Source organism: Streptomyces sp. NPDC021115, assembly GCF_044333065.1.
Classification (GTDB): domain Bacteria; phylum Actinomycetota; class Actinomycetes; order Streptomycetales; family Streptomycetaceae; genus Streptomyces.
Map to the genome: position 1 here is coordinate 115,740 of NZ_JBIRQF010000012.1, position 24,635 is coordinate 140,374.

General features: G+C 71.8%; 23 protein-coding genes. 18 read left to right on the forward strand and 5 right to left on the reverse strand.

From position 1 onward, the window contains the following. Positions 1-9: 9 nt before the first annotated feature. The 6 genes from ACH4TL_RS30770 (at position 10) to ACH4TL_RS30795 (ending at position 6,541) form a co-directional block, all read left to right on the forward strand. Positions 10-1,140 carry a mandelate racemase/muconate lactonizing enzyme family protein gene (locus ACH4TL_RS30770; protein ID WP_398323118.1) on the forward strand — a complete coding sequence of 377 codons (1,131 nt, stop codon included), beginning with the start codon at positions 10-12 and terminating at the stop codon, positions 1,138-1,140. Between the two features lie 28 nt (positions 1,141-1,168). After that, on the forward strand, positions 1,169-2,521 hold the full coding sequence (locus ACH4TL_RS30775; RefSeq protein WP_398323121.1) for an ABC transporter substrate-binding protein: 1,353 nt from the start codon (positions 1,169-1,171) through the stop codon (positions 2,519-2,521). Positions 2,522-2,574: 53 nt separating this feature from the next. Next, complete coding sequence (locus tag ACH4TL_RS30780) at positions 2,575-3,513, forward strand: carbohydrate ABC transporter permease (protein WP_398323123.1); 939 nt, start codon at positions 2,575-2,577, stop codon at positions 3,511-3,513. Beyond that, positions 3,503-4,348, forward strand: a complete 846-nt coding sequence (locus ACH4TL_RS30785; RefSeq protein WP_398323125.1) for a carbohydrate ABC transporter permease — start codon at positions 3,503-3,505, stop codon at positions 4,346-4,348. Before ACH4TL_RS30780 ends, ACH4TL_RS30785 begins: the two co-directional genes overlap by 11 nt. A 4-nt stretch (positions 4,349-4,352) precedes the next feature. Next, positions 4,353-5,117, forward strand: coding sequence for a sugar phosphate isomerase/epimerase family protein (locus tag ACH4TL_RS30790; protein ID WP_398323128.1), 765 nt, complete (start codon positions 4,353-4,355; stop codon positions 5,115-5,117). Between the two features lie 113 nt (positions 5,118-5,230). Next, positions 5,231-6,541, forward strand: a complete 1,311-nt coding sequence (locus ACH4TL_RS30795; RefSeq protein WP_398323130.1) for a cytochrome P450 — start codon at positions 5,231-5,233, stop codon at positions 6,539-6,541. Here ACH4TL_RS30795 and ACH4TL_RS30800 read toward each other — a convergent pair. Continuing rightward, positions 6,538-6,999 (reverse strand): pyridoxamine 5'-phosphate oxidase family protein, encoded by a 462-nt coding sequence (locus tag ACH4TL_RS30800; RefSeq protein ID WP_398323132.1) that lies wholly within the window; start codon positions 6,997-6,999, stop codon positions 6,538-6,540. The two genes, ACH4TL_RS30795 and ACH4TL_RS30800, sit on opposite strands and share 4 nt — an antisense overlap. Before the next feature lie 142 nt (positions 7,000-7,141). On the opposite strand from ACH4TL_RS30800, the gene ACH4TL_RS30805 reads away from it, so the two are divergent. Further along, positions 7,142-7,978, forward strand: a complete 837-nt coding sequence (locus ACH4TL_RS30805) for an EamA family transporter (protein ID WP_398323134.1) — start codon at positions 7,142-7,144, stop codon at positions 7,976-7,978. 37 nt (positions 7,979-8,015) lie between these two features. Here ACH4TL_RS30805 and ACH4TL_RS30810 read toward each other — a convergent pair whose 3' ends face one another. After that, positions 8,016-8,834: an NAD-dependent epimerase/dehydratase family protein gene (locus tag ACH4TL_RS30810; protein ID WP_398323136.1), complete on the reverse strand. Its 819-nt coding sequence runs from the start codon at positions 8,832-8,834 to the stop codon at positions 8,016-8,018. A 207-nt stretch (positions 8,835-9,041) separates the two neighbouring features. On the opposite strand from ACH4TL_RS30810, the gene ACH4TL_RS30815 reads away from it, so the two are divergent. The 4 genes from ACH4TL_RS30815 to ACH4TL_RS30830 all read left to right on the forward strand — a co-directional run bounded on the left by ACH4TL_RS30815 (position 9,042) and on the right by ACH4TL_RS30830 (position 14,386). Then, positions 9,042-10,019, forward strand: coding sequence for a 5-dehydro-4-deoxyglucarate dehydratase (locus ACH4TL_RS30815; protein ID WP_398323138.1), 978 nt, complete (start codon positions 9,042-9,044; stop codon positions 10,017-10,019). Then, a complete protein-coding gene (locus ACH4TL_RS30820) occupies positions 10,016-11,182 on the forward strand; it encodes a hypothetical protein (protein ID WP_398323140.1) in 1,167 nt (388 codons plus the stop codon). The genes ACH4TL_RS30815 and ACH4TL_RS30820 overlap by 4 nt, the downstream gene beginning before the upstream one ends. A 409-nt stretch (positions 11,183-11,591) precedes the next feature. Next, positions 11,592-12,791, forward strand: a complete 1,200-nt coding sequence (locus ACH4TL_RS30825) for an AAA family ATPase (protein ID WP_398323369.1) — start codon at positions 11,592-11,594, stop codon at positions 12,789-12,791. Continuing rightward, the gene (locus ACH4TL_RS30830; RefSeq protein ID WP_398323142.1) at positions 12,788-14,386 is read left to right on the forward strand and encodes a VWA domain-containing protein; all 1,599 of its coding nucleotides are present in this window, start codon (positions 12,788-12,790) and stop codon (positions 14,384-14,386) included. Before ACH4TL_RS30825 ends, ACH4TL_RS30830 begins: the two co-directional genes overlap by 4 nt. Before the next feature lie 196 nt (positions 14,387-14,582). Here ACH4TL_RS30830 and ACH4TL_RS30835 read toward each other — a convergent pair whose 3' ends face one another. Together ACH4TL_RS30835 and ACH4TL_RS30840 are read right to left on the reverse strand one after the other, a co-directional pair. After that, positions 14,583-15,485, reverse strand: coding sequence for a serine hydrolase (locus ACH4TL_RS30835; protein WP_398323144.1), 903 nt, complete (start codon positions 15,483-15,485; stop codon positions 14,583-14,585). After that, entirely contained in the window at positions 15,482-16,381 is a 900-nt protein-coding gene (locus tag ACH4TL_RS30840) for a LysR family transcriptional regulator (protein WP_398323146.1), read from the reverse strand. The genes ACH4TL_RS30835 and ACH4TL_RS30840 overlap by 4 nt, the downstream gene beginning before the upstream one ends. Before the next feature lie 126 nt (positions 16,382-16,507). On the opposite strand from ACH4TL_RS30840, the gene bla reads away from it, so the two are divergent. Then, positions 16,508-17,437, forward strand: coding sequence for a class A beta-lactamase (gene bla, locus ACH4TL_RS30845; protein ID WP_398323148.1), 930 nt, complete (start codon positions 16,508-16,510; stop codon positions 17,435-17,437). 9 nt (positions 17,438-17,446) lie between these two features. Here bla and ACH4TL_RS30850 read toward each other — a convergent pair whose 3' ends face one another. Beyond that, positions 17,447-17,968 (reverse strand): kinase, encoded by a 522-nt coding sequence (locus ACH4TL_RS30850; RefSeq protein WP_398323151.1) that lies wholly within the window; start codon positions 17,966-17,968, stop codon positions 17,447-17,449. A gap of 135 nt (positions 17,969-18,103) precedes the next feature. Here ACH4TL_RS30850 and ACH4TL_RS30855 point away from each other — a divergent pair, with 135 nt between their 5' ends. The 6 genes from ACH4TL_RS30855 (at position 18,104) to ACH4TL_RS30880 (ending at position 24,633) form a co-directional block, all read left to right on the forward strand. Beyond that, positions 18,104-18,748 carry a GntR family transcriptional regulator gene (locus tag ACH4TL_RS30855; RefSeq protein ID WP_398323153.1) on the forward strand — a complete coding sequence of 215 codons (645 nt, stop codon included), beginning with the start codon at positions 18,104-18,106 and terminating at the stop codon, positions 18,746-18,748. 11 nt (positions 18,749-18,759) lie between these two features. After that, positions 18,760-19,662, forward strand: a complete 903-nt coding sequence (locus ACH4TL_RS30860) for a dihydrodipicolinate synthase family protein (protein ID WP_398323155.1) — start codon at positions 18,760-18,762, stop codon at positions 19,660-19,662. Next, positions 19,659-21,446, forward strand: coding sequence for an L-arabinonate dehydratase (gene araD / locus ACH4TL_RS30865; protein ID WP_398323157.1), 1,788 nt, complete (start codon positions 19,659-19,661; stop codon positions 21,444-21,446). Before ACH4TL_RS30860 ends, araD begins: the two co-directional genes overlap by 4 nt. A 103-nt stretch (positions 21,447-21,549) precedes the next feature. Beyond that, positions 21,550-22,488 carry a carbohydrate ABC transporter permease gene (locus ACH4TL_RS30870; protein WP_398323159.1) on the forward strand — a complete coding sequence of 313 codons (939 nt, stop codon included), beginning with the start codon at positions 21,550-21,552 and terminating at the stop codon, positions 22,486-22,488. Next, entirely contained in the window at positions 22,485-23,393 is a 909-nt protein-coding gene (locus ACH4TL_RS30875; protein WP_398323162.1) for a carbohydrate ABC transporter permease, read from the forward strand. The genes ACH4TL_RS30870 and ACH4TL_RS30875 overlap by 4 nt, the downstream gene beginning before the upstream one ends. Before the next feature lie 37 nt (positions 23,394-23,430). Then, a complete protein-coding gene (locus tag ACH4TL_RS30880) occupies positions 23,431-24,633 on the forward strand; it encodes a Gfo/Idh/MocA family protein (RefSeq protein ID WP_398323164.1) in 1,203 nt (400 codons plus the stop codon). The last annotated feature ends 2 nt before the right edge of the window (positions 24,634-24,635 follow it).

A 24,635-nucleotide genomic window follows, 5' to 3' on the forward strand; every position in this document is an offset into this window, starting at 1 on the left:
GGAGTGCACATGTCGCGCATCACGGCCGTCGAGGTCTTCCCCGTGGCCGTCCCCTTCGCCCGGCGGTTCGTGCTGGGGAGCGGGGCGGTCGGTGGTCCTGACCAGGCGGGTGCGGTGATCTTCGTACGGCTCACCACTGAGGACGGCGTCGTCGGCTGGGGGGAGCAGCGGGCCCTGCCGAGCTGGAGTTATGAGACCGCCGAGACCATCGCCGTCATCATCAAGCGGCACCTGACCCCGATCCTGCTCGAACTCACCCCCTTCGACATCGAGTTGTTCCACGCCCGGGCGAACCGGCGGCTCAGCCCCGCCGTCTCCAACGGCTTTCCGTTCGCCCGCGCGGCCGTGGACATCGCCCTGCACGACGCGGCGGGCAAGCTGGCCGGACTGCCGGTCCACGCCCTGCTGGGCGGCGCGTTGCGGGATCAGATCCCGCTCTGCTCGGCCATCGGCGTGGGGGAGCCGTCCGTGGTGCGGGAGCACGCGCGCCTGTCGTCGGACTACGCCGCGTACAAGGTGAAGATCGGCGGGGACCTCGACGCCGACGCGGCGGCTGTGAGCGCCGTAGCGGAGGTCGCCGCGGGCAAGCCGCTGTGGCTCGACGCCAACCAGTCGTACCGGCCCGCCGCGCTGAAGCGGCTGCTGGACGCCGTACGCGACGTACCGGGCATCGTGTGCGTCGAGCAGCCCGTGCCCAGTACGGACACCCTCGCCCTGCACCGGCTGCGCGGCCTGATCGACCTGCCGGTCGCCATCGACGAGGGCAGCTTCACGGCGGCGGACGTGGCGCGGGCGATGCGCCTCGACGCCGCCGATCTCGTCGTGGTCAAGATCTGCAAGGCGGGCGGGATGCGCAATGCGCTGAAGAGCGCCCATGTCGCTCAGGCGGGCGGCCTGGAGGTGCTGGCCAGCGGGCTCACCGACTGCGGTATCGGCTTCGCGGCGGCCCTGCACCTGTTCAGCCAGCTGGACCTGGCCCTGCCCGCCGAGCTGAACGGGCCCGAACTGCTGTCGGATCTCTATGTCGACAAACTGGAGATCACCTCCGCCGTCGCCACCGTTCCCGATGGTCCCGGGCTCGGGGTCGAGGTGGACGAGGAGCGGATTCGTGCCGAGTCCCTGGACCTGGCCTTCGACTGACCGTCCGTGACCCAGCGAGGAGACGACGATGTCTTCCAGGTCCCCCAACTCCCGTCCCTCTTTTCCCTCCCGTCGCTCTCATCCCTCCCGTCGTTCCTTTCTCGGGCTGGCCGCCGCCGGAGGGCTCGCCGCCACCGGCGTCCTGAGCGGCTGCGCGTCCGGCCCGCCGCCGGGCACCGCCACGTGGTCCATGTGGTCCAGCAGCCCCGAGGAGCTGAAGGTCTGGAACGACTTCAGCCGCCACGTCGAGAAGACCATGCACGTCCGGTCGGTCTCCACGCTCACCCCGTCCGCCGGGTACGCGACCAAGCTGGACCTCCAACTCGTCAGCGGGACGGCCAGCCTGGTCACCGCGCTGAACGGCTGGATGATCCCCACGTACGCAGCCCGCGGCTCCCATCGGGCGCTGGACGACCTGATCGCCCGGGACCCGGACTTCGACCCGGACGATTTCTATCCCGCCAGCCGGTCGATCTCGTCCTTCGCGGGCAAGACGTACGCCATCGGCTTCGATGTGGCCCCGGCGGTGCTCTATTACAACAAGACGCTGCTGGACAAGGCCGGTATCGCGCCCCCGTCCCGCACCGAGCCGATGACGTGGGACGCCTTCCGTGAACTGGCGATCGAGCTGAGCGGGCCGAAGGGGCAGTACGGGTTCACCTGCGCGCCGCTGATCGACGACCTGATCTCGTGGATCTACAGCGCGGGCGGCAACGTCATGAACAAGCGCCAGAACGCCTCCGCGCTGGACAGCCCCGAGTCGATGGACGGCATCAACTACCTCGTCGGGCTCTTCGTCCGGGACCGCGTCACCCCGCCGATCAGCAACCTGGTCACCGAGGACGCCGTCGCCAACTTCCTCCAGGGCAACGTCGCCTTCATGCAGAACGGGCCCTGGCAGGTGCTCAACGTCCGCGACGCGAAGTTCGAATGGGACATCGTGCCCTTCCCAGCCGGACCAGCGGGCAGCACCCCGCGCGTCTCCGGCTCCAGCTTCGCCATCCCGGCCGGGGTCGAGGGCAAGGACCTGGACCTCGCGTGGCGGCTGCTCAAGACCCTGACCAGCACCGCGGCGCTGGACATCTACGCACGCGCCGGGCGCAACAACCCGGCGCGGCTCTCCGCGGGCAGCGCCTTCGAGCCACCGCCCGCCAACCTCGGCATCGTCCAGCAGATCCTTGCGGGCACGGTCGGCGGCGGGCACCCGTACGACGTCACGACCAACTGGAACCGGGTCAAGCAGCTGCTGAGCCAGGACCTGCCGCGGGCGTTCCTGGGCGAGGTCACGGTCCCGGGCGTGGTGCGCGGGCTGACGCCCCAGCTGGACGTGCTGATGCGGCAGCACGCGGACGCCGTGCGGCAGGCGACCGAGGACGCCTGAGGCTTTTTCGCTGCCCTTTCGCCGCCTTTTCGTCGCTCTCAGGGAGGACCAACATGGCCGTAGAGGTGCACACCGCCGCCCCCGGAGCGCCACCGTCCGCCGTCGTACCCCGCCGCCGGTGGCGCGGCTCGGAGACGCTGACCGCCTGGCTGTTCCTGCTGCCCAGCTTCCTCGGCTTCGCGGTCTTCACCGCCGGGCCCGTCCTCGCTGCGGCCGTGATCTCGCTGCTGGACTGGAACCTGTTCAGCCCGCCCAGCTTCGTCGGCCTGCACAACTTCGCGCGGCTCGGCCCCGATCCGACGTTCTGGTCGGCGCTCGGCAACACCGTCTACTTCACCTTCGTCACCGTGCCGCTGACCCTGCTGGTCAGCCTCGCGCTCGCGCTCCTGCTCAACCAGGGGCTGAAACGCATCGCCGTCGTCCGCTCCCTGTTGCTGCTGCCCCACGCGACCATCTCCGTCTCCGTGGCCTTCGTCTGGATCTGGCTCTACATCCCCCACGGCGGCCTGATCAACTCCGTCCTCGGCGCCTTCGGCATCGACGGGCCCGCCTGGCTCGTCTCGGACACCTGGGCGATGCCCGCCCTCATCGTGATGAGCGTCTGGAAGAGCTTCGGCTTCGGCATGGTGATCTTCCTCGCCGGGCTCCAGGCCATCCCGCAGCAGCTCTACGAGTCCGCGAAGGTCGACGGGGCCTCGGCGTGGCGCAGCTTCCGGGACGTCACGCTGCCGCTGCTCTCCCCGGCGATGTTCTTCGTCGTCGTCACGTCGGTCATCAGCTCGTTCCAGGTCTTCGACCAGGCGCTCGTCATGACCAACGGCGGGCCGGGCGTCCACACCACCACGCTCGTCATGTACATCTACCAAACGGGGTTCCTGAACTACGAGCAGGGCTATGCGGCGGCCCAGTCGATCGTGCTGTTCGCGTTCATCGCGGTGATCACCGGGACGCAGTTCCTGCTCCAGCGGAGGCTGGTCCACTATGACAACTGACGTCCCCGCCGTCGCGCGAACCGACCGCCGGAAGCTGCTGGTCTTCACCTGCTTCCTGGTCACCGCGGTCACGCTCACCCCGATCGTGATGATGGTGCTCGTCGCGTTCCAGTCCGACGCCGAGTCGATGGCCGCGCAGCCGTCGTTCTGGCCCAGCACCTGGCACTTCGACAACATCAGCCGCGCCTTCGACCTGGTCCCGCTCGGCGGCTACCTGGTCAACACCGTCATCTTCGCGGGCGGGACGACGATCCTGGAGACGGCCACCGCGGCGCTCGCCGCGTACGCCTTCGCCCGGCTCAGGTTCCCCGGCCGCGGTGTCCTGTTCGGGGTCTACCTCGCCACGTTGATGATCCCGTCGCAGGTCACGCTGATCCCGCAGTTCATCCTGGTGGCCAAGGCGCACGGCGTCGACACCTGGCCGGGCATGATCCTGCCGCACGCCTTCACCGCGCTCGGGGTCTTCCTGCTCCGGCAGTTCTTCCTCGGCATCCCCCGGGACTACGAGGACGCGGCGCGCCTGGACGGGGCGAACCGCTGGCAGGCGTTCACCCGCGTGATCATCCCGCTGGCCGTACCGGCGATCGCCACCCTGGCCGTCTTCAAGTTCATCACCCAGTGGAACAACCTGCTCTGGCCGCTGGTCATATCCAACAGTGACGCGACGAGGACGGCGTCGGTCGGCCTCCAGGTGTTCCAGTCCACCAACGGCACCCAGTGGAACCTGTTGCTGATGGCGGCCACGATCACCACCGTGCCGCTGATCGTGATCTTCTTCCTCACCCAGCGGTGGTTCGTGCGCGGCATCACCATGAGCGGACTCGGAGGCCGCTGAACCCATGACAATCCTGTGGTCCGTCTTCACCAAGCCCTGGTCCCGGCTGCCGGGAGAGGAACTGGGCCCGCTCGTCGCGGGTCTTGGCTTCTCCGGCGCGGAAGTCCCCGTCCGGGACACCGCGTACATCACCCCGGTGGACGCCGAACGGCTGCTGCCCGCCTTCGCCGAGCGGCTGCGGGCCGAGGGTGTGGAGGTCATCAGCGTCGCGGGCGACCTCGGGGAGCGGGTCTTCGCGGCGTGCGGCGCGGCGGGCGTGCCGATGATCCGCGTCATGGCCGAACTCGGCCCCGACGGTTACGCCGCCTCCGTACGCCGCGTACGGCAGCGCCTGGAAGCCGCCGCGCCGCTGGCGGAACGGTACGGCGTACGGGTCGGGGTGCAGCCGCACCACGGGCGGTTCGTCGCGTCGGCGCTGGGCGTGCTGAACCTGCTCGACGGGCTGCCGGACGAGCACTTCCAGGTGGTGTGGGACGCCGCGCACGACGCGCTGGCGGGGGACGATCCGAGGGTGACGCTGCCGCTGGTGGCGGGGCGGCTGGGGATCGTAAACCTCAAGAACGCGTTCTATGCGGGCGGGGATTGGAAGCCGTGGTTCGTACCGGCGGGGGAGGGCATGTCCGACTGGTCGGCGGTCCTGTCCCAGCTGGTGGAGCTGGGTTACGCGGGTCCCGTATGCCTGTCAGGACAGTACTCGGACGGTAGCGTTCCGGTGGAGGAGCGGTTGGTGGCGGATCTGGCGGTGGCGCGGGCGGCGCTCGGCGGGTAGTGATCGGCGGGGAACACCGTCGTTGTTCCGGGCGTCCGTCAATGCGTGCGTCGTTGCATGCGTCAACGCGCGTGCGTCGATATGCGCCGTCGCCGAGCCAGCCGGAGGACACCGTGGCCACCACAGCCCCGCAAGGCATCCCCGTCCCCTTACTCGACTCCTCCGCCGTCGAGCGATGGCGCGCCTCGTCGGGAGCGGTGGTCGACCTGCTGACCCTGGCGCGCGAACTCGGCGGCGTCAGCGGCGTACGGCTCGGGCCGCGCCCCACGGTGCTGGTCACCGATCCGGACGCGGTGCGGCACGTCCTCGCGCTGCACCCCGACCGCTACGTCAAGCGCTCCCACCGGGCGCGCGTGCTCGTCGGTGACGGGGTGCTCTCGGCCAGCGGGGAGCCGTGGAAGCAGCAACGGCGGCTGCTCCAGGCCCAGTTCACCGGCGCGGGCATCCGCCGTTACGAGCAGTGCATCGCGGCCGCCGCGCGCCGGGCCGCCGACCGCTGGGCGGCCGCCGCCCGTACCGGCGCCCCGACCGACGTCGCCGAGGACATGCGCTTCTTCGCCCTCGACACCATCTGGCGCTCCCTCACCGGGCACCCCCTCGACGAGGACACCAACCGCGAACTCGGCGCCGTCGCGGCGGTGGGCGCCGCCCTCCCCTCGACCCCCTCCGCCTCGGCCGACCTCGCCGCGCTGCGCGCCACCGTGGCCACGGACCTCGCGCGGATCGACGCCGTCGCCGAGCACGCGATCGCCGCCGCCCGCCGGGGCGAGGCGGGGCCGGAGGGCCCCGGCCTGCTGCGCGTCCTGGTGGAGGCGGGGGAGACCCGCCCCGAATACACCGACCAGCTGATCCGCGACGAGCTGGTCACGCTGCTGACCGCCGGACACGAGACCACGGCCACGACCCTGTCGTGGCTGTACCTGCTGCTCGACCGCCACCCCGAAGCCCGCCGCCGGGCCCTCGACGCGGGCCCCGCCGGGTCGGCGGAGCGCGAGACCGCCCTCCGCGCCCTCGCCTCCGAGACCCTGCGGCTCTACCCGTCGGCGTGGCTGCTCCCCCGCCACGCCACTGAGGACGACACCCTCACCGGCTACCGGATCGAGGCGGGCACCGACATCTTCGTCTGCCCCTACCTCACCCACCGCGACCCGGCCCTGTGGCCCGACCCCGAGCGCTTCGACCCGTCGCGGTTCGCGGTGCCGGACCGCTCCTCCGCGTCCCGGTACGGCGCGTACTACCCCTTCGGGCTGGGCGCCCGGGCCTGTCTGGGCGCCCAGTTCGCGATGCGGGAGCTGACGGAGCTGCTGCGGCATCTGCTGCCCGCCTTCACCCCGGTGTTCCAGGCCACGCCGACGGCGACCGCCTTCGGCATCACGGTCCGCCCGGACGGCCCGATGCCCGCCACGATCACCGCCGCGCCTTAGGCGTTGCCGAAGTCCAGCGCCGTCCCGTACAGCCGGTCCACCTTCAGCCGGATCACCACCCGGCGCTCGGCGACCAGCTGCTCCAGGAACGCGCCCTCGTCCTCCGGCTTCGCGCCCTCCGGCAGCATCGCCAGCAGCTCGCGCCCGACCGCGTCACCCGGTGCCGTCGTCACGTCGGAGATCTCGGCCTCGCCCTCGGCCACGGCGAACGACCACGGGTCCCCGCCCTGCACGTGCACCGCCGCCCGTGGTTCGCGTCTCAGGTGCGTGACCTTGACGCGATCCGCCGTGGTGGAGAACCGCACGATGCGGGCCTCGGGGTCCCAGCCGTAGACCATCGTGGTCAGGTGGGGATGGCCGCTGCGCTTGACGGTGGCGAGCGTGCCGAACTGCTGGGCGGCGAGCAGCGCGGAGGCGGCGGCGTCGGACAGCGGGCGAGGTGCCGGATTCTGAGTCATGGTCAGCCCAACCTCGGCAGCTGTTCTGGTCATTCCCAGGTCATTGGAGTGTACCGCACGGTCGATTATTTGACACCGACGGGGTGGTCCCGCGTACGGTCTGGGCGTTCCGACGACGTTCCGGTGACGAGGGGGATGTGCCGTGATCGCACTGCTGCTGGCCCTGAGCAGCTCGCTCGCGTACGGGTGCGCCGACTTCCTCGGCGGCCTCGGCGCCCGCAAGGCCCATGTGCTGCGCACCGTGATGGTCGCGGCCCCGGCGAGCCTCGCGATCGAGCTGCTGCTGTGGCCGCTGCTCGGCGCCTCGTTCGGCCCGGCCGTCCTCGGCTGGGGCGCCGCGTCCGGCGTCGCCTCGGCCGCCGCGTTCGCCCTGCTCTACCGCACGCTGGCGATCGGCCCCATGAACGTGCTCTCGCCCCTGACCGCGCTCGTCTCCGCCGCGCTGCCCGTCACCGTGGGCCTGCTCCAGGGCGAACACCTCGGCGCCGCCGGGCTGGTGGGGCTGCCGCTCGCGCTCGTCGCGGTCGTCCTGGTCAGCGCGGGCCACGGCGCGGGCGCGGCCCGCCCCTCCCGTACCGCCCTGCTGCTGGCGTTCGGCGCGGGCGCCGCCATCGCGTTCCAGCTGGTCTGCCTCCACCAGGCCCCGTCCGACAGCGGCGTGGCCCCGCTGCTCGTCGGCCGTGCGGTCGCCTCCGCCGTCACCCTGACCGCGGCCGGGCTGCTGCGCCGCACGCTGGGCCCCGAGCGGCCCGCGTACGCGATGTCGGCGACCGCGGGCGTGCTGGACTCCCTCGCGAACCTCCTCTTCCTGCTCGCCTCCCGCAGCGGCGACCTCGCCGTCGTCGCCGTGATCACCGCCCTCTACCCGGCCGGTACGGTCCTCCTCGCCCGCGGCGTCCTCGCCGAGCGAATCCACCGCGGCCAGCTGGTCGGCCTCGGCACCGCCGCCGTGGCCGTCAGCCTCTTGGCCCTGACCTGACCTGACCCGTCCGGCCGTTTCGTGCGCGCGTGCGCTGTCAGTGGGGCCAGATCGGCGGGTTGGTGCAGAACGCGCCGCCCAGGTTGGCGTGGTCGGGGTTGGCCGGGTCCAGTTCGCCCTGTTCGGCGATGAGCTGGGCGGCGTACGGCTCCGAGTCGTCCTGCGGGTCGTAGCCCAGCGCCCGGGCGGACGACAGGTCCCACCACAGGCGGGTGTTGGCCGAGCTGCCGTACACGACGGTGTAGCCGACGTCCTCGGCGGTGAGGGCGGCGTGCAGCAGGCGGGCGCCGTCGGCCGGGCTCATCCAGATGGACAGCATCCGGACGTTCGTCGGCTCGGGGAAGCAGGAGCCGATGCGGATGGCGACGGTCTCGATCCCGTACTTGTCCCAGTAGTACGAGCCCAGGTCCTCGCCGAAGGACTTGGAGATGCCGTAGTAGGTGTCCGGGCGGCGCGGGGTGTCGATCGGGATCAGCGGGGCGTCGTCGCCGTCGGGGCGGGGCGTGAAGCCCACGGCGTGGTTGCTGGAGGCGAAGACGATCCGGCGGACGCCCGCCTCGCGGGCCGCCTCGTAGAGGTTGTACGTGCCCTGGATGTTGGCCTGGAGGATCTTCTCGAACGGGGCTTCCAGCGAGATGCCCGCCAGGTGGATGATCGCGTCGACGCCCTGGACGGCTCGGCGCAGCGCGTCCTTGTCGGCGAGGTCGGCGATGATCGCGTCGGGCGCGTCGGGGACGGGCGCCATGTCCAGCAGGCGCAGCTCGTAGCCGTACGGGGGCAGCAGCTCGCGCATCAGGGTGCCCATGCCGCCGGCGGCGCCGGTGAGGAGGATGGTGCGGGGGGCGGGCGCGGACATGGGCGGATCTCCTCCGTACGGATGCGACGTAGGACGTATATGTGCATCTTGTTCAGATGCATGGACAACGTAGGGATTGCAGGGGGTGGCGTCAAGGGTGATCGATGCGCGCCCCGACCCTTGACCCGTATGCGACGACTACCTTACGGTGTGTGCGTTCATGAATATAGATGTCGGTCAGAAACGTGCACGCGACAGGGAGAGCCCGTGACCACAGCCCCCTCAGGCTCGGCATCGCTCGCCGAGCGCCTTGACGGACTGCTGTTCTTCCCCGTGACCGCCTATGGGCCCGATGGCGCCCTCGATCTCGACGTGTACCGCACCCATGTGCGCCGCGGCATCGAGGCGGGCGCGGGGGCCGTCTTCGCGTGCTGCGGTACGGGGGAGTTCCACGCGCTGACCCCCGAGGAATTCCACGACTGCGTCACGGTGGCGGTCGAGGAGGCCGCGGCCGTCGAGGCCGCGGGCGGGGTGCGGGTGCCGGTCGTCGCGGGCGCCGGATACGGGACGGCGCTGGCCGTCCAGTACGCCAAGCTGGCGGAGCGGGCGGGGGCCGACGGGCTGCTCGCCATGCCGCCGTATCTGGTGGTGGCCGACCAGGATGGGCTGATCCGCCACTACACGGCGCTGGCCGGGGCCACTGATCTGGATGTCGTTGTTTATCAGCGGGACAACGCAGTCTTCGCGCCGGAGACCGTCGTGCGGCTCGCGCGGGTACCGGGGATCATCGGGCTGAAGGACGGGCTCGGCGATCTGGACCTGATGCAGCGGATCGTGAGCGCGGTGCGGGAGGCGGGTGCGGAGGAGGGGTTCCGTTACTTCAACGGGCTGCCCACCGCCGAGCTGACCGGGCTGGCGTACCGGTCGATCGGGGTGACGCTGTATTCGTCGGCCGTCTTCTGCTTTGTGCCGGAGGTCGCGCTGGCCTTTCACCGGGCGTTGACGGCCGGGGACGACGCTGTCGTCAACCAGCTGCTGGACGGCTTCTTCCGGCCGCTCGTCGAACTGCGGAACCAGGGGCGGGGATACGCCGTATCGCTGGTCAAGGCCGGGGTACGGCTGCGCGGGCTGGATGTGGGCGAGGTGCGGTCGCCGCTGAGCGAGCCGAGCGCGGCGCATGTGAAGGAGCTGGCCGGGCTCATCGAGCGGGGCATGGAGCTGGTGGGGGAGGGTGGCGCGCGGTGAGGGCCTCTGCGTTCGTATATCCGTGGGATGTGGTCGGGGATCCGGACGCGGCTTCGCGGATCGCCGACTTGGGGGTGCGGCAGGTGACCCTCGCGTCGGCTTATCACTCGACGCGGGCCCTGACGCCTCGGCACCCCGAGCACCGGATCGTGACGGCTCGGCACGCGGCGGTGCTGTATCCGCCGGATACGGCGGGGCGGTGGGCCGGGCGTGCGCTGCGGCCCCATGAGCAGGCGTGGGTGGCCGGTTCCGACCCCTTCGGGGAGGCCGCGGAGGCGTTGGCGGGCGCCGGTCTTGAGGTGCACGCGTGGGTCGTGCTGGCCCATAACTCCCGGATGGGGGACGAGCATCCGGGCACGTCGGTGCGGAACGTGTACGGGGACCGCTATCCGTGGGCGCCGTGCATCGGGCGGCCCGAGGTGCGGGAGTACCTGGTCGACCTGGCGGTCGAGGCTTCGGTGCGGCCGGGGGCGGCGGGCGTCGAGCTGGAGTCGTGCGGTTGGTACGGCCTTGCCCATCTGCACGCCCACGACAAGATCGGGGGAGTGGGGCTGGGGGCGGAGGCGCAGTACTTGATGTCGCTGTGCTTCTGCGAGTGCTGTTGTGCTGGGTACGAGGGGTTGGGGGCGGACCCGGGGGAGTTGCGGGGCGCCGTGCGGCGGGCGCTGGAACCGGTGTGGGCGGGTGTGGGCGCGCCTGGGGTGCTGGACGCGGATGTGGCGGGGGTTTTCGCGGCGTGGCGGGACGGGGTCGCGAGCGGGTTGCAGCGGGATGCGGTGGCGGCGGTGCGGGGTGCGGCGTCCGGTCCCGGTTTTCAGGTGCTGCTGCATGCCGTGCCGGATCGGCGGGCGGTCGGGGCCAACGTCGGCGTTGATCCGGCGGATGTGCTGGGGCACGCGGATGGGGTGGTGCTGCCGTGCACGGGTGATGCGGCGGTGCGTGCCGCGGTGCTCCCGCCGTTCGTTCCGCACCGGCGGGAGGGGACGGTGCTCGCCGCGAACTTCACGGTGGTGGCGGGGATGGGTGGTCGGCCGTCGTCGCTCGTGGACGACGCCGTGCATGCGGCCGAGCTGGGCGCGGATGAGATTCGGCTTTACCACGCGGGGTTGGCGTCGGATGGGGACTTGGTGGAGGTGCGGAAGGCGCTGGCTCGTCTGGGGTGAGGTTTTTCCCCGCCCCGCCCCTTCCCGAACCGGGGCTCCGCCCCGGGCCCCGCTCCTCAAGCGCCGGAGGGGCTGGGGGTGGGGTATCTCCGTTTTCGGGCCCCGCTGGTCAAGCGCCAGACGGGCTGAGGGTGGTTTCCGCTCCGGACCCGGCTGCTCGATCGCGCGAGGTGCTGGGGGCGGGGCTTCTCCGGCCCGGTGGTGGCACATCCGCCCCGAGCCCGCGCGCCTGAGGGCCGGGTTGTGGGCAATCGTTCCGCGGAGGGGCACTCCCAGCGGTAGCTGGAGGAGGAACGGGTGGGCACAACTCACCCACTCGGCCGCGCCCGCTCGCGAAATCCTCGGTGGCACTCTGGTGCGGCGTACCACCACCGCAGCCCAATAGGCTGCTGCGGTGGACGAGTTGAGCGTGGACGCGCAGGATCCGCAGGACACGGCCAAGCGGCTGCGGGCGATCGGCGACGAGTTGTCTGACCGCTTCTACGAGCGGGACGACGTGGTGCGGACGCTGATCGTGACGCTGCTGGCCGGGCAGCACTCACTCGTGCTCGGGCCGCCCGGGACCGCGAAGTCCGAGCTGGCGCGGGAGCTGACCGGCCGGGTCGACGGCGCGGCCTACTGGGAGATCCTGCTGTCGAAATTCACCGCGCCGACCAGGATGTTCGGGCCCATCGACGTGGCCGCGCTGGCCCGGGGCGAGTATCGCCAGGTGTACGACGGCCGCGCCACCACCGCGCACATCGCGTTCATCGACGAGATCTTCAAGTGCTCCACCGCCGCGCTCAACGAGACGCTGGGCTATCTCAACGAGCGGATCTACCACCCCGAGAGCGGCGGCGAGCCGATCCGGTGCCCCCTGATCGGAGCCATCACCGCGAGCAACGAACTGCCCAGCGGGGAGGATTCAGCCGCGATCTACGACCGGCTGCTGGTGCGGATCGAGGTCGGGTATCTGGCGGACCCGTCCAACTTCGCCGCGCTCGTGCGGTCGGCCGTCAGCCGTCCGGTGGCGCCGGAGCGGACAACGGTCGAGCTAGCGGCGTTGCGGCACGCCGTGGCCGAGGCCGTCCCGGACGTGGACGTTCCCGATGCGATCGTCGACGCGGTGTGTACCTTGCGGGCCGCCCTGCGGCGTAAGGAGCTCGTCGCATCCGACCGGCGCTGGCGGCAGGCGGTCGGGCTGCTCCAGGCGTCCGCGTACCTCGACGGCCGCCCGGAGGTGGCCGAGACCGACCTGTCGGTGCTCACCCACGTGCTGTGGGACTCGCCCGCCCAACGCCCCACCGTCGAACGCGAGGTGCTGCACCTGGTCAACCCCGACGCCAAGGAGGCGCTCGACCTGTCCGACGCCCTCGATGAGCTGGAGGCGCAGCTCGACGCCATGGCCGGGCAGTCGCGCGAGGCGCTGAGCGAGTGGGTCATCAAGAACGCCCACAACAAGCTCGCCATGGCCGGAAAGCGGCTGGAGAAGCTGCGCGAGGACGCTGCGCGAGCCGGGCGTTCGACGGCCGCCATCGAGCGGGTCACCGGCCGCCAGCGTGCCGTCCGCGCCCGCGTGCTCACCGAGGCGCTGGGCGTGGACGCGAGCATGGTGCAGGCCCAGCCGTGAGCGCGAGCGGGCTCGACGAGCTGGCGCGCCGGGGCGGGAGGTGGCTGGCCCGGTCCGACGCCGCCCCCGAACGGCGGCACACCGCGGCCGTTGTCGCGGACCGGTTCGACCGCTTCACCTGGCGCGATACGTACGAACAGTCCGCCGGACTGCGCGAGGTGGCCGAGGCGCTGGACGCACGCTACGACCACACCGCCGACCTCCTCACCGATGCCTTCCTGGCCGCCTACAAGGTCCGGCCGCGGCTGCGCGAACGCGCCGAGATGGACCCCTCCCGGCTGGTCAACCACCAGATCGTCACCGCGCTGGTGGAGTCACGCGAGTTCGCCGAACTGCGCCGTGAGACGGCCGGTGACCCCTACGCCGCCGCCATGGCCGTCCTCGCCCAGGCCGCCGCGCTGCGCGCGATGCTGGAACGGGCCCGGGAGGCCCAGGCACGGGCCGGGCGGGCGGCGGAGGCCCAGCGGGACGTGGCGGGTGCGGCGGCCGCAGTGAGCGAGGCGCTTCAGCAGGCCGTTGACGCTCAGGGCCCGGCCGCCGACGCCGTACGACGGGCCATCGCGGGCGCCGAAGCCGCCGAGGCCGCCGCGCGGCAGGCCGAACGGGCTGCCGCGCAGGCCCTCGCGGCGGCCGCCCCGGGCCTCCGCGCCGCCGCCCGGAACGCGGCGGCGACGGCCGCCGAGGCCGTACGGGAGGAGGGTGCGCTGGTGCGGGCGTGGGGCGTCGGACCCGGCGAGACCGAGCGGATGCCGTTCGACCAGCGCGCCCGGCTCGCGGAGCGGCTGCGCACCGGCCGCCTCGCGCGGTGGGCCGAACTCATCGGCCGCTTCCGGCAGATGGCCGACGGCGAGCGCGCCCGCAGGGTGGAGAACGCCGCCGGGGAACTGGTCGGCGTCACCCTCGGCGACGACCTCTCCCGCGTGATCCCCTCCGAACTGGCCAACCTCGGCCTGCCGGAGCTGCGCGCGGTGTTCGCCGCGCGCTACGCCGCCGGGGAGCTGATGCTGTACGACAGCCAGGGCGAGCAGCCCACCGGGCAGGGCGCCATCATCGCGTGCGTGGACACCTCGCACTCCATGTACGAGGCGGGGCCCGGCGGGGGCACCCGGGAGGCGTGGGCCAAGGCGTGCGCGCTGGCGCTGCTGGATCAGGCCCGGCATGCGGGGCGTGACTTCGTCGGCGTTCTCTTCTCGTCCGCCGACAAGATCCGGATCTTCCGCTTCCCGGCTGACGACCAGCCCGTTGGTGTCGAACGGGTCCTGGACTTCGCGGAGACCTTCCTCGGCGGCGGGACCAGCTATCAGGCGCCGCTGACGGTGGCGAGCGGGCTGCTGGAGGAGGAGTTCAACGACGCGGCCCGGCGGCGTGGCGACATCGTGATGATCACCGATGACGAGTGCGGGGTCACGGAGGAGTGGATGCGGGGGTGGAACGAGGCGAAGCGGGCGTTGGGGTTCCGGGTGTTCGGTGTGGCGGTCGGTGCGGTGGGGGTCGCCGGGGAGGGGTCGGTGCTGGAGGCGTTGTGCGACAACCTTCGTGTGGTGGAGGACTTCACGGACGTGCACGTCGCGGCTGATCTGTTCCGCGTGATCTAGGGCGGGGGGTCTTTCCCCACCCCGCCCCTTCCCGAACCGGGGCTCTGCCCCGGCCCCCGCTCCTCAAACGCCGGAGGGGTTGGGAGCTGGACCCGGAGGGGGCACCTCCCAGCGGTAGCTGGGGGAGGAACGGGTGGGCACAACCCGGCCACTCAGCCGCACCCGCCCGCGAAACCGTCAGGGGCACGGCACCCCGTCATAGCTGGCGCAGATGGTCGCGCAGGGATCGGGCCACCTGGGACATCAGGGCTTCCGCGCCCGGTTGGACGGCTGCCGGGACCTCCGATTCCGTCAGGGCCGCGACCGCGAAGGTCTGGCCGTCGGCGTGTTCGACCACGCCCACCTCGTGGCGCAGGTTCAGCAGGGTGCCGGTCTTGGAGGACCACGTGGTGGCGTCCGAGCTGAAGTCCGGGGCCAGGCGGTGCCGGAGCACGTTGTGGGTCATGAGGGCCCGTACCCGCTCCGCCACCTCGGGGTGGATCGCCGACGGGGTCCACAGGGCCTGGAGCAGGTCGACGTACGAACGGGCGCTGCCCGTGTTGGCGCGGGTCGTGTCGAGCTGCGGGACCCGGTGGCCGCGGCCGCCCGTTCCGGCGCCGATGGCGAGGGCGTGGGCCAGGTGGACCTGGGCGGTGTCGAAGCGTTCGACGGGGGTGTCGGACAGCTCGTTCATGGTGTGGCGGACGGTGATGTCCCGTAACCCCAGCTCGTGGAGGATGTCGGCCACCCGGGCGGGCGGGGTGAGGGCGAACAGCGCGTCCGCGGCGGTGCCGTCGCTCAGGCAGGTGCTCAGGTACAGCAGGTCGTCGACCGCCACCCGCGCCGGGTGGCGGAAACGGCTCAGCCCGGTCGGCCCGGGCGTGGTGATCCCGCCGGGCTGCACGTCCAGCATCGTCGCCCCGTCCAGCTCGCCGCGCCGGATGCGTTCCACCGTGGCGAGCGCCAGCGGGACCTTGACCAGGGAGGCGGACGGCAGCTGGGTGTCCGGGTCGATGCCCAGCTCCTCGCCCGTGTCCAGGTCGCGTACGAGGAAGCAGCCGCGCAGACCGCCGTCCCGCAACTGCTGCCGCATGTCGTGAAGCAGCGCTTCGGTGTTCACTTCGCTCCCTGTCCGGTCGTCTCGGCGCCCAGGCAACGGGCCATGGCCCCGCCCAGCCGCGCTTCGATGTGCTGTGGACTGCCCTCCGCGGCGACGAGGGCGTATCCGCGGCTGAGCGGCAGTCCGCCCACCGGCCGCCAGCGCAGGTCCCACTCCTCGGCCTGCGCGCGCGAGCACAGCAGTACGTCGTGGGTGCGCAGGGCCTCCGCCACGGCCGTGGTCAGGTCGGTCGCGGCGACGAGCTGGGCGGGCCGCAGGCCGACCGCGTCGCGCAGCCTGGTCAGCGGATCACGGATGTGCGGTACGTCGTCCTCCGGCTGGATCCAGACACGGCGGGCCGGGCCGGAGGGGGCGGCCCGGCCGACCCGCAGGGTCTCCAGATAGACGCGCCGCACCCCGGGGTCCACGGCACCGGCGAGCCCGAGCGGTACGGACCACGCCGCGTCGTCCGGCGGCACCGCGAGGAGGGCCGCGCGGACCTGCTCGGCGTGGAGGAGTTCCCGGCGCCGCGCGGGGGCCGCGACCCGAAGCTCCAGCGTGACGCCGAGCCCCCGCGCCTCCGCCATGAGCCGCGCGAGACCGGCCGTCGAGCAGATGCCCGGCACGGCGAGCCGCCACGGCTTGCGCTTGACGGCCTCGGCCTCGTGCAGCAGCACGTCCGCCGCCTGGACGAGATGCCGGGCCGTGGGCAGCATGTCCCGGCCGAACGGGGTCAGGACGGCCCGCCGCGACGTGCGCTCGAACAGCGGCTCACCGAAGCGTTCCTCCAGCGCGGCGACGCGGCGGCTGGCCACCGACTGGGACATCCGGGCCGCGGCCGCCCCGACCGTGAAACTGCCGTGCTCGCTCACACTGACGAACGCACGGCATGCCCCCACGAGATCCACAACGCGCAACCCTATGCCAGATCAGCTATGCCAGATCCGCATGAAGCGGCGCTCGGGCGTATTGGACCGCATGAGTGCCCGCCGATGAGGGTGTTCGCAACTCATCGACCAGCAACGGCCCTTGGAGGTTGTTCCATGCTGTTCACCCGTGCCCGCCGCACCGCCCTCGGTGCGCTCACCGCGCTCGCCCTCGTCCCGCTCGTGGCCTGCGGGGAGGGCAGCGCCACGGCGTCCACGCCCGCGGCCGCGTCGTCCGCACCCGCCGCGAAGCCCGCCGCGAAGCCGTACAGCGGCGAGCTCAAGGCCCTGGAGCGCCGTTACGACGCACGGCTCGGCATCTACGCCATCGACACCGGCACCGGGCGCGAGGTGGCCTACCGGGACGGTGAGCGCTTCGGCTTCCACTCCACGTTCAAGGCGATCTCCGCCGCGGCCGTGCTGCGGAAGTACGGCCTGAGCGGGATGGACAAGGTCATCACGTACTCCCGCGACGACCTGGTCGACAACTCGCCCATCACCGAGAAGCACGTCGACACCGGCATGACCCTGCGCGAGCTGTGCGACGCCGCCGTCCGCTACAGCGACAACACCGCGGCCAACCTGATGTTCGACGCGCTCGGCGGGCCCAAGGCGCTCGAACGCGAGGTCAGGAGCGTGGGCGACGACGTGACCCGGATGGATCGCGTCGAGCCCGACCTGAGCCGCTGGACCCCGGACGAGAAGCGCGACACGACCACCCCGCGCGCGCTCGCCAAGGACCTGCGGACCTTCGCCCTCGGCGACGTCCTCCGTACACCCGAACGCGCCCAGCTCACCACCTGGCTGAAGACCAACACGACCGGCGACGCCCTGATCAGGGCCGGGGTGCCCAAGGGCTGGGAGGTGGGCGACAAGACCGGCAGCGGCTTCGGCTACGGCGCCCGCAACGACATCGCCGTGGTGTGGCGCCCCGGCGCCGCGCCCCTCGTCATGGCGGTCCTGACGAACCGCCCCGGGGCGGACGACGAGCATGACGACAAGCTGATCGCGGACGCGGCCTCCGTGGTCGCCGACTCCCTGTCGTAACCGCTCCTCCTACGCCCCCGCCAGCCCCGCCTCCCGCAGCACCCGGTCCACCGTCTCGGCAAGGCCGCTCGCGGCCGGGATCACGGATTCGGTACCGCCCGCCAGCAGGTCCAGCGGGCGGTACCAGTCGTGCAGCTCCGCCTCGCCGTACTCGGCGGCCTGCGGCTTCGTGGCGTGGCGGCGGACCGTCTCGGCGAACGGCACGTCGAGGTAGTAGGCGTGGGTGCGGCCCCGGTGGTCGTGGCGCAGGGCGTCGAGCATCGGGCCGTAGTGGGCCGCGTACAGGATGCCCTCGACCACCACGTGGTAGCCGTGGTCGAGGGCGTAGCGCGCGACGGTGTCGATGAGCCCGATGTTCGCGCCGTCCGGGACGTCCCGCTCGCGCAGGACGTCCCGCCGCAGCACGTCCTGGCCGACCAGCGCGAGGCCCCGCCCGTAGCGGGCGCGCAGCTCGGCGGCGACGGAGGACTTGCCGGACGCGGAGTTGCCGCGCAGCAGGATCAGGCGTGTCGTCGGGGAGCCCACTCGCATTCCGATGACGTTACCTGCGCGGAAAGTTGAAGTTTCGTCAGGGCCGTTGACGAATCCCCCGGGCCGCCCTAACTTCATCGCGTCGTACTTCGTACGTCATATATGAGACGCGATACGCGAGATCTGAGAGCCCCCATGGACATCGCCCCCAGCCCGATTCCGTCCCGTACTCAGTACGTGCTGGAAGCGGTCAAGCACGCCATCCTGACGGGACGGCTGCGGCCTGGGCAGCCGCTCGTGGAGACCGAGCTGGCCTCCCAGTTCGGGGTGTCGAAGACGCCGGTGCGGGAGGCGCTGAAGACCCTGGCGGGCCGGGGCCTGGTGGTGATGAGCGAGTACAAGGGCGCGACCGTCCGGACCGTCGACACCGCGATGGCACGGGCCGTGTACGACGTACGGCTGCTGCTGGAGCCCGAGGCACTGCGGCGGACCGTCACCGCGCGGGCGAGCCTCGCGGCGGCGGGGACCGCGCTGGAGCGGTCGGACGCGGCGGCCGACCCGGCCGACCGGTCGCTGGCCAACCGGGACTTCCACCGCTCGCTCTACCTCCCCTGCGGCAACCCGCTGCTGACCCGCATGCTCGACGAACTGCGCGACCAGGCGGCGCTGGTGTCGGCCGTCGCCTGGCAGGCGGTGCCGTCGTGGGAGCGGGAGGCGCGGGAGCACCGGGAGATCCTGGCCCGCGCGCACGACGGGGACGCCGACGGGGCCGCCCGCGCACTGCACCACCACATCTCCTCCTTCGTCCAGCGGGCCTTTCCCGATCCGGACACGAACTAGAGAGGGTCCGTATGGACTTCACACCGCTGAGAACCGCGCTCGCGGACGTCGTGGCGATCCCGGTCACCCCGTACGACGCCACGGGCGCCGTCGACCGGGACACCTACCGCGCCCTGCTGCGGCGGCTTCTCGACGGCGGCGTACGGGCCGTCACCCCGAACGGCAACACGGGGGAGTTCTACGCCCTCACCCTGGAGGAGCGCCGGCTGTGCACCGAGCTGAGCGTGGAGGAGGCGGGCGGCCGGGCCGCCGTGCTGGTGGGGGTCGGACAGGACGTCGCGACGGCGGTGGACGCCGCGCGGCACGCCCGGGAGGCCGGGGCCCAGATGGTGATGGTGCACCAGCCGGTGCACCCGTACGTCTCGCAGGACGGCTGGGTCGACTACCACCGCGAGATCGCGGAGGCGGTTCCGGAGCTGGGCGTGGTGCCGTATCTGCGCAACCCGCTGATCGAGGGCGCGGCGCTGGCGGGCCTCGGCGAGGCGTGCCCGAACGTGATCGGCGTGAAGTACGCGGTCCCGGACGCGGCCCGCTTCGCGGCCTTCGCGCGGGACGCGGGCCTCGACCGCTTCGTGTGGGTCGCAGGGCTCGCCGAGCTGTACGCGCCCTCGTACTGGGCCACCGGCGCGACCGGCTTCACCTCCGGGCTGGTCAACGTCGCCCCGAAGCTGTCGCTCGACATGCTGGGCGCGCTGCGCGCCGGGGATTACGCGGCCGCGATGAAGGTGTGGGAGCAGATCCGGCCGTTCGAGGATCTGCGGGCCGCCCGGCAGTCGGCCAACAACGTGACCGTGGTGAAGGAGGCGCTGGCCGCGCTCGGCCTGTGCCGCCGCGACGTCCGCCCGCCCAGCCGTCTGCTGCCGGAGCCGCAGCGCGCCGAGGTGGCCGCGCTGATAGAGGGGTGGGCGCTGTGAGCGGCCCCAGCGGAGAGGCCGAGGCCCAGGGAGAGGCCGAGGCCCGAGGAGGGGCCGAGGGTTCACGCAGAAGACCCGAGGAGCTGCGCAGCCACCAGTGGTACGGCACGGAGGGGTTACGCACCTTCAGCCACCGGGCCCGCACCCGCCAGCTCGGCTATCTGCCCGAGGAACACCTCGGCAAGCCGGTCATCGCGATCCTCAACACGTGGAGCGACATCAACCCCTGCCACGTCCATCTGCGCGACCGCGCGCAGGCGGTCAAGCGCGGGGTCTGGCAGGCGGGCGGCTTCCCGCTCGAATTCCCGGTCTCCACCCTCTCCGAGACCTTCCAGAAGCCGACTCCGATGCTCTACCGGAATCTGCTGTCCATGGAGACCGAGGAACTGCTCCGCTCCTATCCGGTGGACGGCGCCGTGCTGATGGGCGGCTGCGACAAGTCCACCCCGGCGCTGCTCATGGGCGCCGCCACCGCCGATCTGCCGACCGTCTTCGTGCCCGCGGGGCCGATGCTGCCGGGGCACTGGCGCAACGAGGTGCTGGGCTCCGGCACCGATATGTGGAAGTACTGGGACGACAAGCGCGCCGGGCTCATCGGCGACTGCGAGATCGCCGAGCTGGAGCGCGGCATCGCCCGCTCGCCCGGCCACTGCATGACCATGGGCACCGCCTCCACGCTGACCGCCGCCGCCGAGGCGCTGGGCGTGACCCTGCCGGGCGCCTCGTCCATCCCGGCCGTCGACTCCGCGCACGAGCGGATGGCCGCGGCCTCCGGGATGCGCATCGTCGAACTGGCCTGGCAGGACCTCAAGCTCTCCCAGATCCTCACCCGGGACGCGTACGAGGACGCGGTCACCACCGTGCTCGCGCTCGGCGGCTCCACCAACGCGGTCATCCACCTGATCGCCATGGCCGGGCGCTCCGGGGTGCGGCTCACGCTGGACGACTTCGACCGGATCGCCCGTACCGTGCCCGTCCTCGCCGATCTGCGGCCCGGCGGCCGCTTTCTGATGGAGGACTTCCACTTCGCCGGGGGACTGCCCGGCTTCCTCTCCCGGCTCGCCGACCGGCTGCACCTGGACCGCCCCACCGCCGCCCACGCCACCCTGCGCGAACAGCTCGACGGCGCCCTCGTGCACAACCCGGAGGTCATCCGGCCGCGCGACAACCCGCTGGCCGAGGAGGGCGGGGTGGCGGTGCTGCGCGGCAACCTGTGCCCGGACGGCGCGGTCATCAAGCACATCGCCGCCGATCAGCATCTGCTCAAGCACACCGGGCCCGCCGTCGTCTTCGACGACTACAAGACGATGCAGGCCACCATCAACGACCCCGGCCTCGGCATCACCGAGGACACCGTGCTGGTGCTGCGCAACGCCGGACCGCTCGGCGGGCCCGGCATGCCCGAGTACGGCATGCTGCCCATCCCCGACCACCTGCTGAAGAAGGGGGTGCGGGACATGGTGCGGATCTCCGACGCCCGGATGAGCGGCACCAGTTACGGCGCCTGCGCGCTGCACATCGCCCCCGAGTCGTACATCGGCGGACCGCTCGCCCTCGTCCGCGACGGCGACCTGATCACGCTCGACGTGGCGGCGCGGGTGCTGCGGCTGGAGGTGGACGACGCCGAGCTGGAGCGGCGCCGCGCGGCATGGACCGCCCCGCCGCCCCGCTACGGACGCGGCTACGGGGCGCTCTACCAGGACCAGATGACCCAGGCCGACACCGGCTGCGACTTCCGCTTCCTGGCCCGGGACGGTGCGGTGCCGGAACCGTACGCGGGCTGACCGAAAAATTTTTGCACGGTATCTCGAACAACGTACGGAAAGCGCTTCCCCGCTGGAGGGAACCCGGCAGTAAGCGCTTCCCCCTGAGAACGGAGACGCAGTCATGGCCGACGCCGTGGCGAAACAACCCCGGGTCGCCCCCCGCGGCACCCGGCGCCGTACGGGAACGGCACCACGCCGCCTCCCGTACCTGCTGATCGCCCCCGCCGGGCTGCTGATGCTGGGCTTCATCGCCTACCCGATGCTCAGCGTCCTCTACTACAGCCTCCAGAACTACAACGTCACCAAGCCCTGGCGGAACGGCTACGCGGGCTTCGAGAACTTCACCCGCATCTTCACCGACGACCCGCAGTTCTGGGACACGCTCGCCTTCAGCGGCAAATGGGTCGTCACCGAGGTGCTGCTCCAGCTCGTCCTCGGCGTCGCGCTCGCCCTGATCGTCAACCAGACCTTCATCGGACGCGGCATCGCCCGCGCCCTGGTCTTCTCGCCCTGGGCCGTCTCCGGGGTGCTGACCACCACCATCTGGATGCTGCTGTACAACCCGTCGACCGGCATCAGCCGCTATCTCGCGGACGCCGGGATCGGCTCGTACGGCACCTCCGTGCTCTCCGACACCGGCACCGTCTTCTGGGCGGCCGTGCTCGCCGAACTCTGGCGCGGCGTCCCTTTCTTCGCCATCCTCATCCTGGCCGACCTCCAGTCCATCCCGAAGGACCTGTACGAGGCGGCCTCGGTCGACGGCGCCGGGCGGGCCCGGCAGTTCTTCCACATCACGCTGCCGCACCTGAAGGACGCCATCGTGCTGTCGACCCTGCTGCGCGGGGTGTGGGAGTTCAACAACGTCGACCTGCTCTACACCCTCACCGGCGGCGGCCCGGCCGGGCAGACCACCACGCTGCCGCTGTACGTCGCCAACACCGGGATCAACGGCCATGACTTCGGCTACGCCTCCGCGCTGACCACGGTCGCCTTCGTGATCCTCCTCTTCTGCTCGATCCTCTATCTGCGCCTGAGCAAGTTCGGAGGCGACACCAAGTGACCGCCGTAACTGCGGAGCAGGACCACCGGTCCGAGGCCGCCCCCGCAGCCCCCGTCCCGCCCGCCGCCACCGGCAAGCGGCGCGGCCGCTCGCTCGACGACGGCGTACCGCGCTGGCAGATCTACGCGCCGCTGGGCCTGTACCTGCTGTTCACCCTGATCCCGTTCTACTGGATGCTGCTCTTCGCGCTCCGCCCCGCGGGCTCCACCTCGCTGGTGCCGTGGCCGGTCACCGGGGAGCACTTCGCGAAGGTCTGGAACGAGCGCGCCTTCGGGACGTTCTTCCAGAACAGCATGATCGTCGGCGTCGCCTCGCTGCTGATGACGACCGTGGTCGCGCTCGCGGGCGGTTACGCGCTCGCCCGCTTCGACTTCCGGGTCAAGAAGGGCTTCATGCTGGCCCTGCTCGCCTCGCAGTTCATCCCGGGCGCGCTGATGCTCGTACCGCTCTTCGAGATCTTCAAGAACCTCCAGATGATCAACTCGCTGGGGAGTGTGATCATCGCGGAGACCGTCTTCCAACTGCCGCTGTCCATCATCCTCATCAGCGGCTTCATCAAGAACGTGCCGGTCTCCCTGGAGGAACAGGCCTGGGTCGACGGCTGCGGACGGCTGCGGGCCTTTTGCGCGGTGGTGCTGCCGCTGCTGCGGCCAGGCCTGATCGCGGTCGGCTCCTTCGCCTTCGTGCACAGCTGGAACCACTTCCTGTTCGCGCTGATGTTCCTCAGCTCGCAGGACATGCAGACCATCCCGGTCGGCCTCAACACCCTCATCGGCGCCGACAGCGTCGACCTGGGCGCCCTCGCGGCCGGGGGCGTGATCGCGGCGGTGCCGGTCGTCATCGTCTTCGCCTTCATCCAGAAGTGGCTGATCACCGGCTTCAGCGCGGGCGCGGTCAAGGGCTGACCCCCGGTCGATGTTTCGCGGACAAGGAGGTCCGAGCATGCGCACGACGCATCAGGGGCACGCACCCGTGCCCGTCGTCCTCGCCGGCGCGCGGGGACACGGCCGCTGGCACCTGGAGAACATCCGGCGGCTGGCGGGGGAGGGGCTGGTGCGGCTGGCCGGGGTGTGCGAACTCCGGCCGCTCGACGCGGAGGAGCTGGGCGACTTCGGCGGGTCCGGGCCCTCGCCGGAGCAGTCCGGGGACCTCGGCGCGCTGGTGGCCCGTACCGGCGCCCGGATCGCCGTGATCTGCACCCCCATCCACACCCACGCCGACCTCGCCCTCACCGCCGCCGCGAACGGTGCGCATCTGCTGCTGGAGAAGCCGCCCACGCCCTCGTACGCCGAGTTCACCCGGCTGAGCGACGGGCTCGCCGCCCTCGGCGCCGTCTGCCAGATCGGCTTCCAGTCCCTCGGCTCCCACGCCCTGCCCGCCATCCGCGCACTCATCGCCGACGGCGCCATCGGGACCGTACGGGGCATCGGCGCCGCCGGGGCCTGGGCACGCGACGAGGACTACTACACCCGCGCCCCCTGGGCCGGGCACCGCACCCTCGGCGGCCGCGACGTCGTCGACGGCGTCCTCACCAACCCCCTCGCCCACGCCGTCGCCACCGCCCTGCGCATCGACGGCGCCGACCGCGCCGAGGACATCGCCGCCCTGGAACTGGAGCTGTACCGGGCCAACGACATCGAGGCCGACGACACCTCCTGCCTGCGCATCCGGACCTGCTGGCACACCACCCTCACCGCCGCCGTCACCCTGTGCGCGGAGGAACCCGGCGAGCCGTACGTCGTCGTCCACGGCGACCAGGGCCGCATCACCTTCTGGTACAAGCAGGACCGGGTCCGGGTCGAGCGCGCGGGAGCGCCCCCCGAGACCACCGACTTCGCGCGCACCGACCTGCTGGAGAATCTGGCGGCTCATCTGCGCGACGGCACCGAACTGCTCGTCCCACCGGACCGCACCGGCGCGTTCATGCGCGTCGTCGAGGCGGTCCGTACCGCCCCCGCACCGGTCCCGCTGCCCGCCGGAGCCTGGCGCACCGAACCCGGTGCGGCGGGCGGCTCGGCGGGCGCGAAGCGGCGCGTCGTCACCGGCATCGACCAGCTGGTCGCCGCCGGGGCCGAGCGCCTCGCTCTGTACTCCGAACTGCGCGCCCCCTGGGCCGCACCCCCCGCGGAGGTCCCGCACCCATGAAC

What these genes read in the sequence shown, in the direction of transcription:
- ACH4TL_RS30800 (WP_398323132.1), bottom strand. Translation starts at nt 6,999, where the DNA reads ATGACTCAGAATCCGGCACCTCGCCCGCTGTCCGACGCCGCCGCCTCC.
- ACH4TL_RS30775 (WP_398323121.1), top strand. Translation starts at nt 1,169, where the DNA reads ATGTCTTCCAGGTCCCCCAACTCCCGTCCCTCTTTTCCCTCCCGTCGC.
- ACH4TL_RS30810 (WP_398323136.1), bottom strand. Translation starts at nt 8,834, where the DNA reads ATGTCCGCGCCCGCCCCCCGCACCATCCTCCTCACCGGCGCCGCCGGC.
- bla (WP_398323148.1), top strand. Translation starts at nt 16,508, where the DNA reads ATGCTGTTCACCCGTGCCCGCCGCACCGCCCTCGGTGCGCTCACCGCG.
- ACH4TL_RS30785 (WP_398323125.1), top strand. Translation starts at nt 3,503, where the DNA reads ATGACAACTGACGTCCCCGCCGTCGCGCGAACCGACCGCCGGAAGCTG.
- ACH4TL_RS30860 (WP_398323155.1), top strand. Translation starts at nt 18,760, where the DNA reads ATGGACTTCACACCGCTGAGAACCGCGCTCGCGGACGTCGTGGCGATC.
- ACH4TL_RS30870 (WP_398323159.1), top strand. Translation starts at nt 21,550, where the DNA reads ATGGCCGACGCCGTGGCGAAACAACCCCGGGTCGCCCCCCGCGGCACC.
- ACH4TL_RS30770 (WP_398323118.1), top strand. Translation starts at nt 10, where the DNA reads ATGTCGCGCATCACGGCCGTCGAGGTCTTCCCCGTGGCCGTCCCCTTC.
- ACH4TL_RS30790 (WP_398323128.1), top strand. Translation starts at nt 4,353, where the DNA reads ATGACAATCCTGTGGTCCGTCTTCACCAAGCCCTGGTCCCGGCTGCCG.
- ACH4TL_RS30780 (WP_398323123.1), top strand. Translation starts at nt 2,575, where the DNA reads ATGGCCGTAGAGGTGCACACCGCCGCCCCCGGAGCGCCACCGTCCGCC.
- ACH4TL_RS30880 (WP_398323164.1), top strand. Translation starts at nt 23,431, where the DNA reads ATGCGCACGACGCATCAGGGGCACGCACCCGTGCCCGTCGTCCTCGCC.
- ACH4TL_RS30850 (WP_398323151.1), bottom strand. Translation starts at nt 17,968, where the DNA reads ATGCGAGTGGGCTCCCCGACGACACGCCTGATCCTGCTGCGCGGCAAC.
- ACH4TL_RS30855 (WP_398323153.1), top strand. Translation starts at nt 18,104, where the DNA reads ATGGACATCGCCCCCAGCCCGATTCCGTCCCGTACTCAGTACGTGCTG.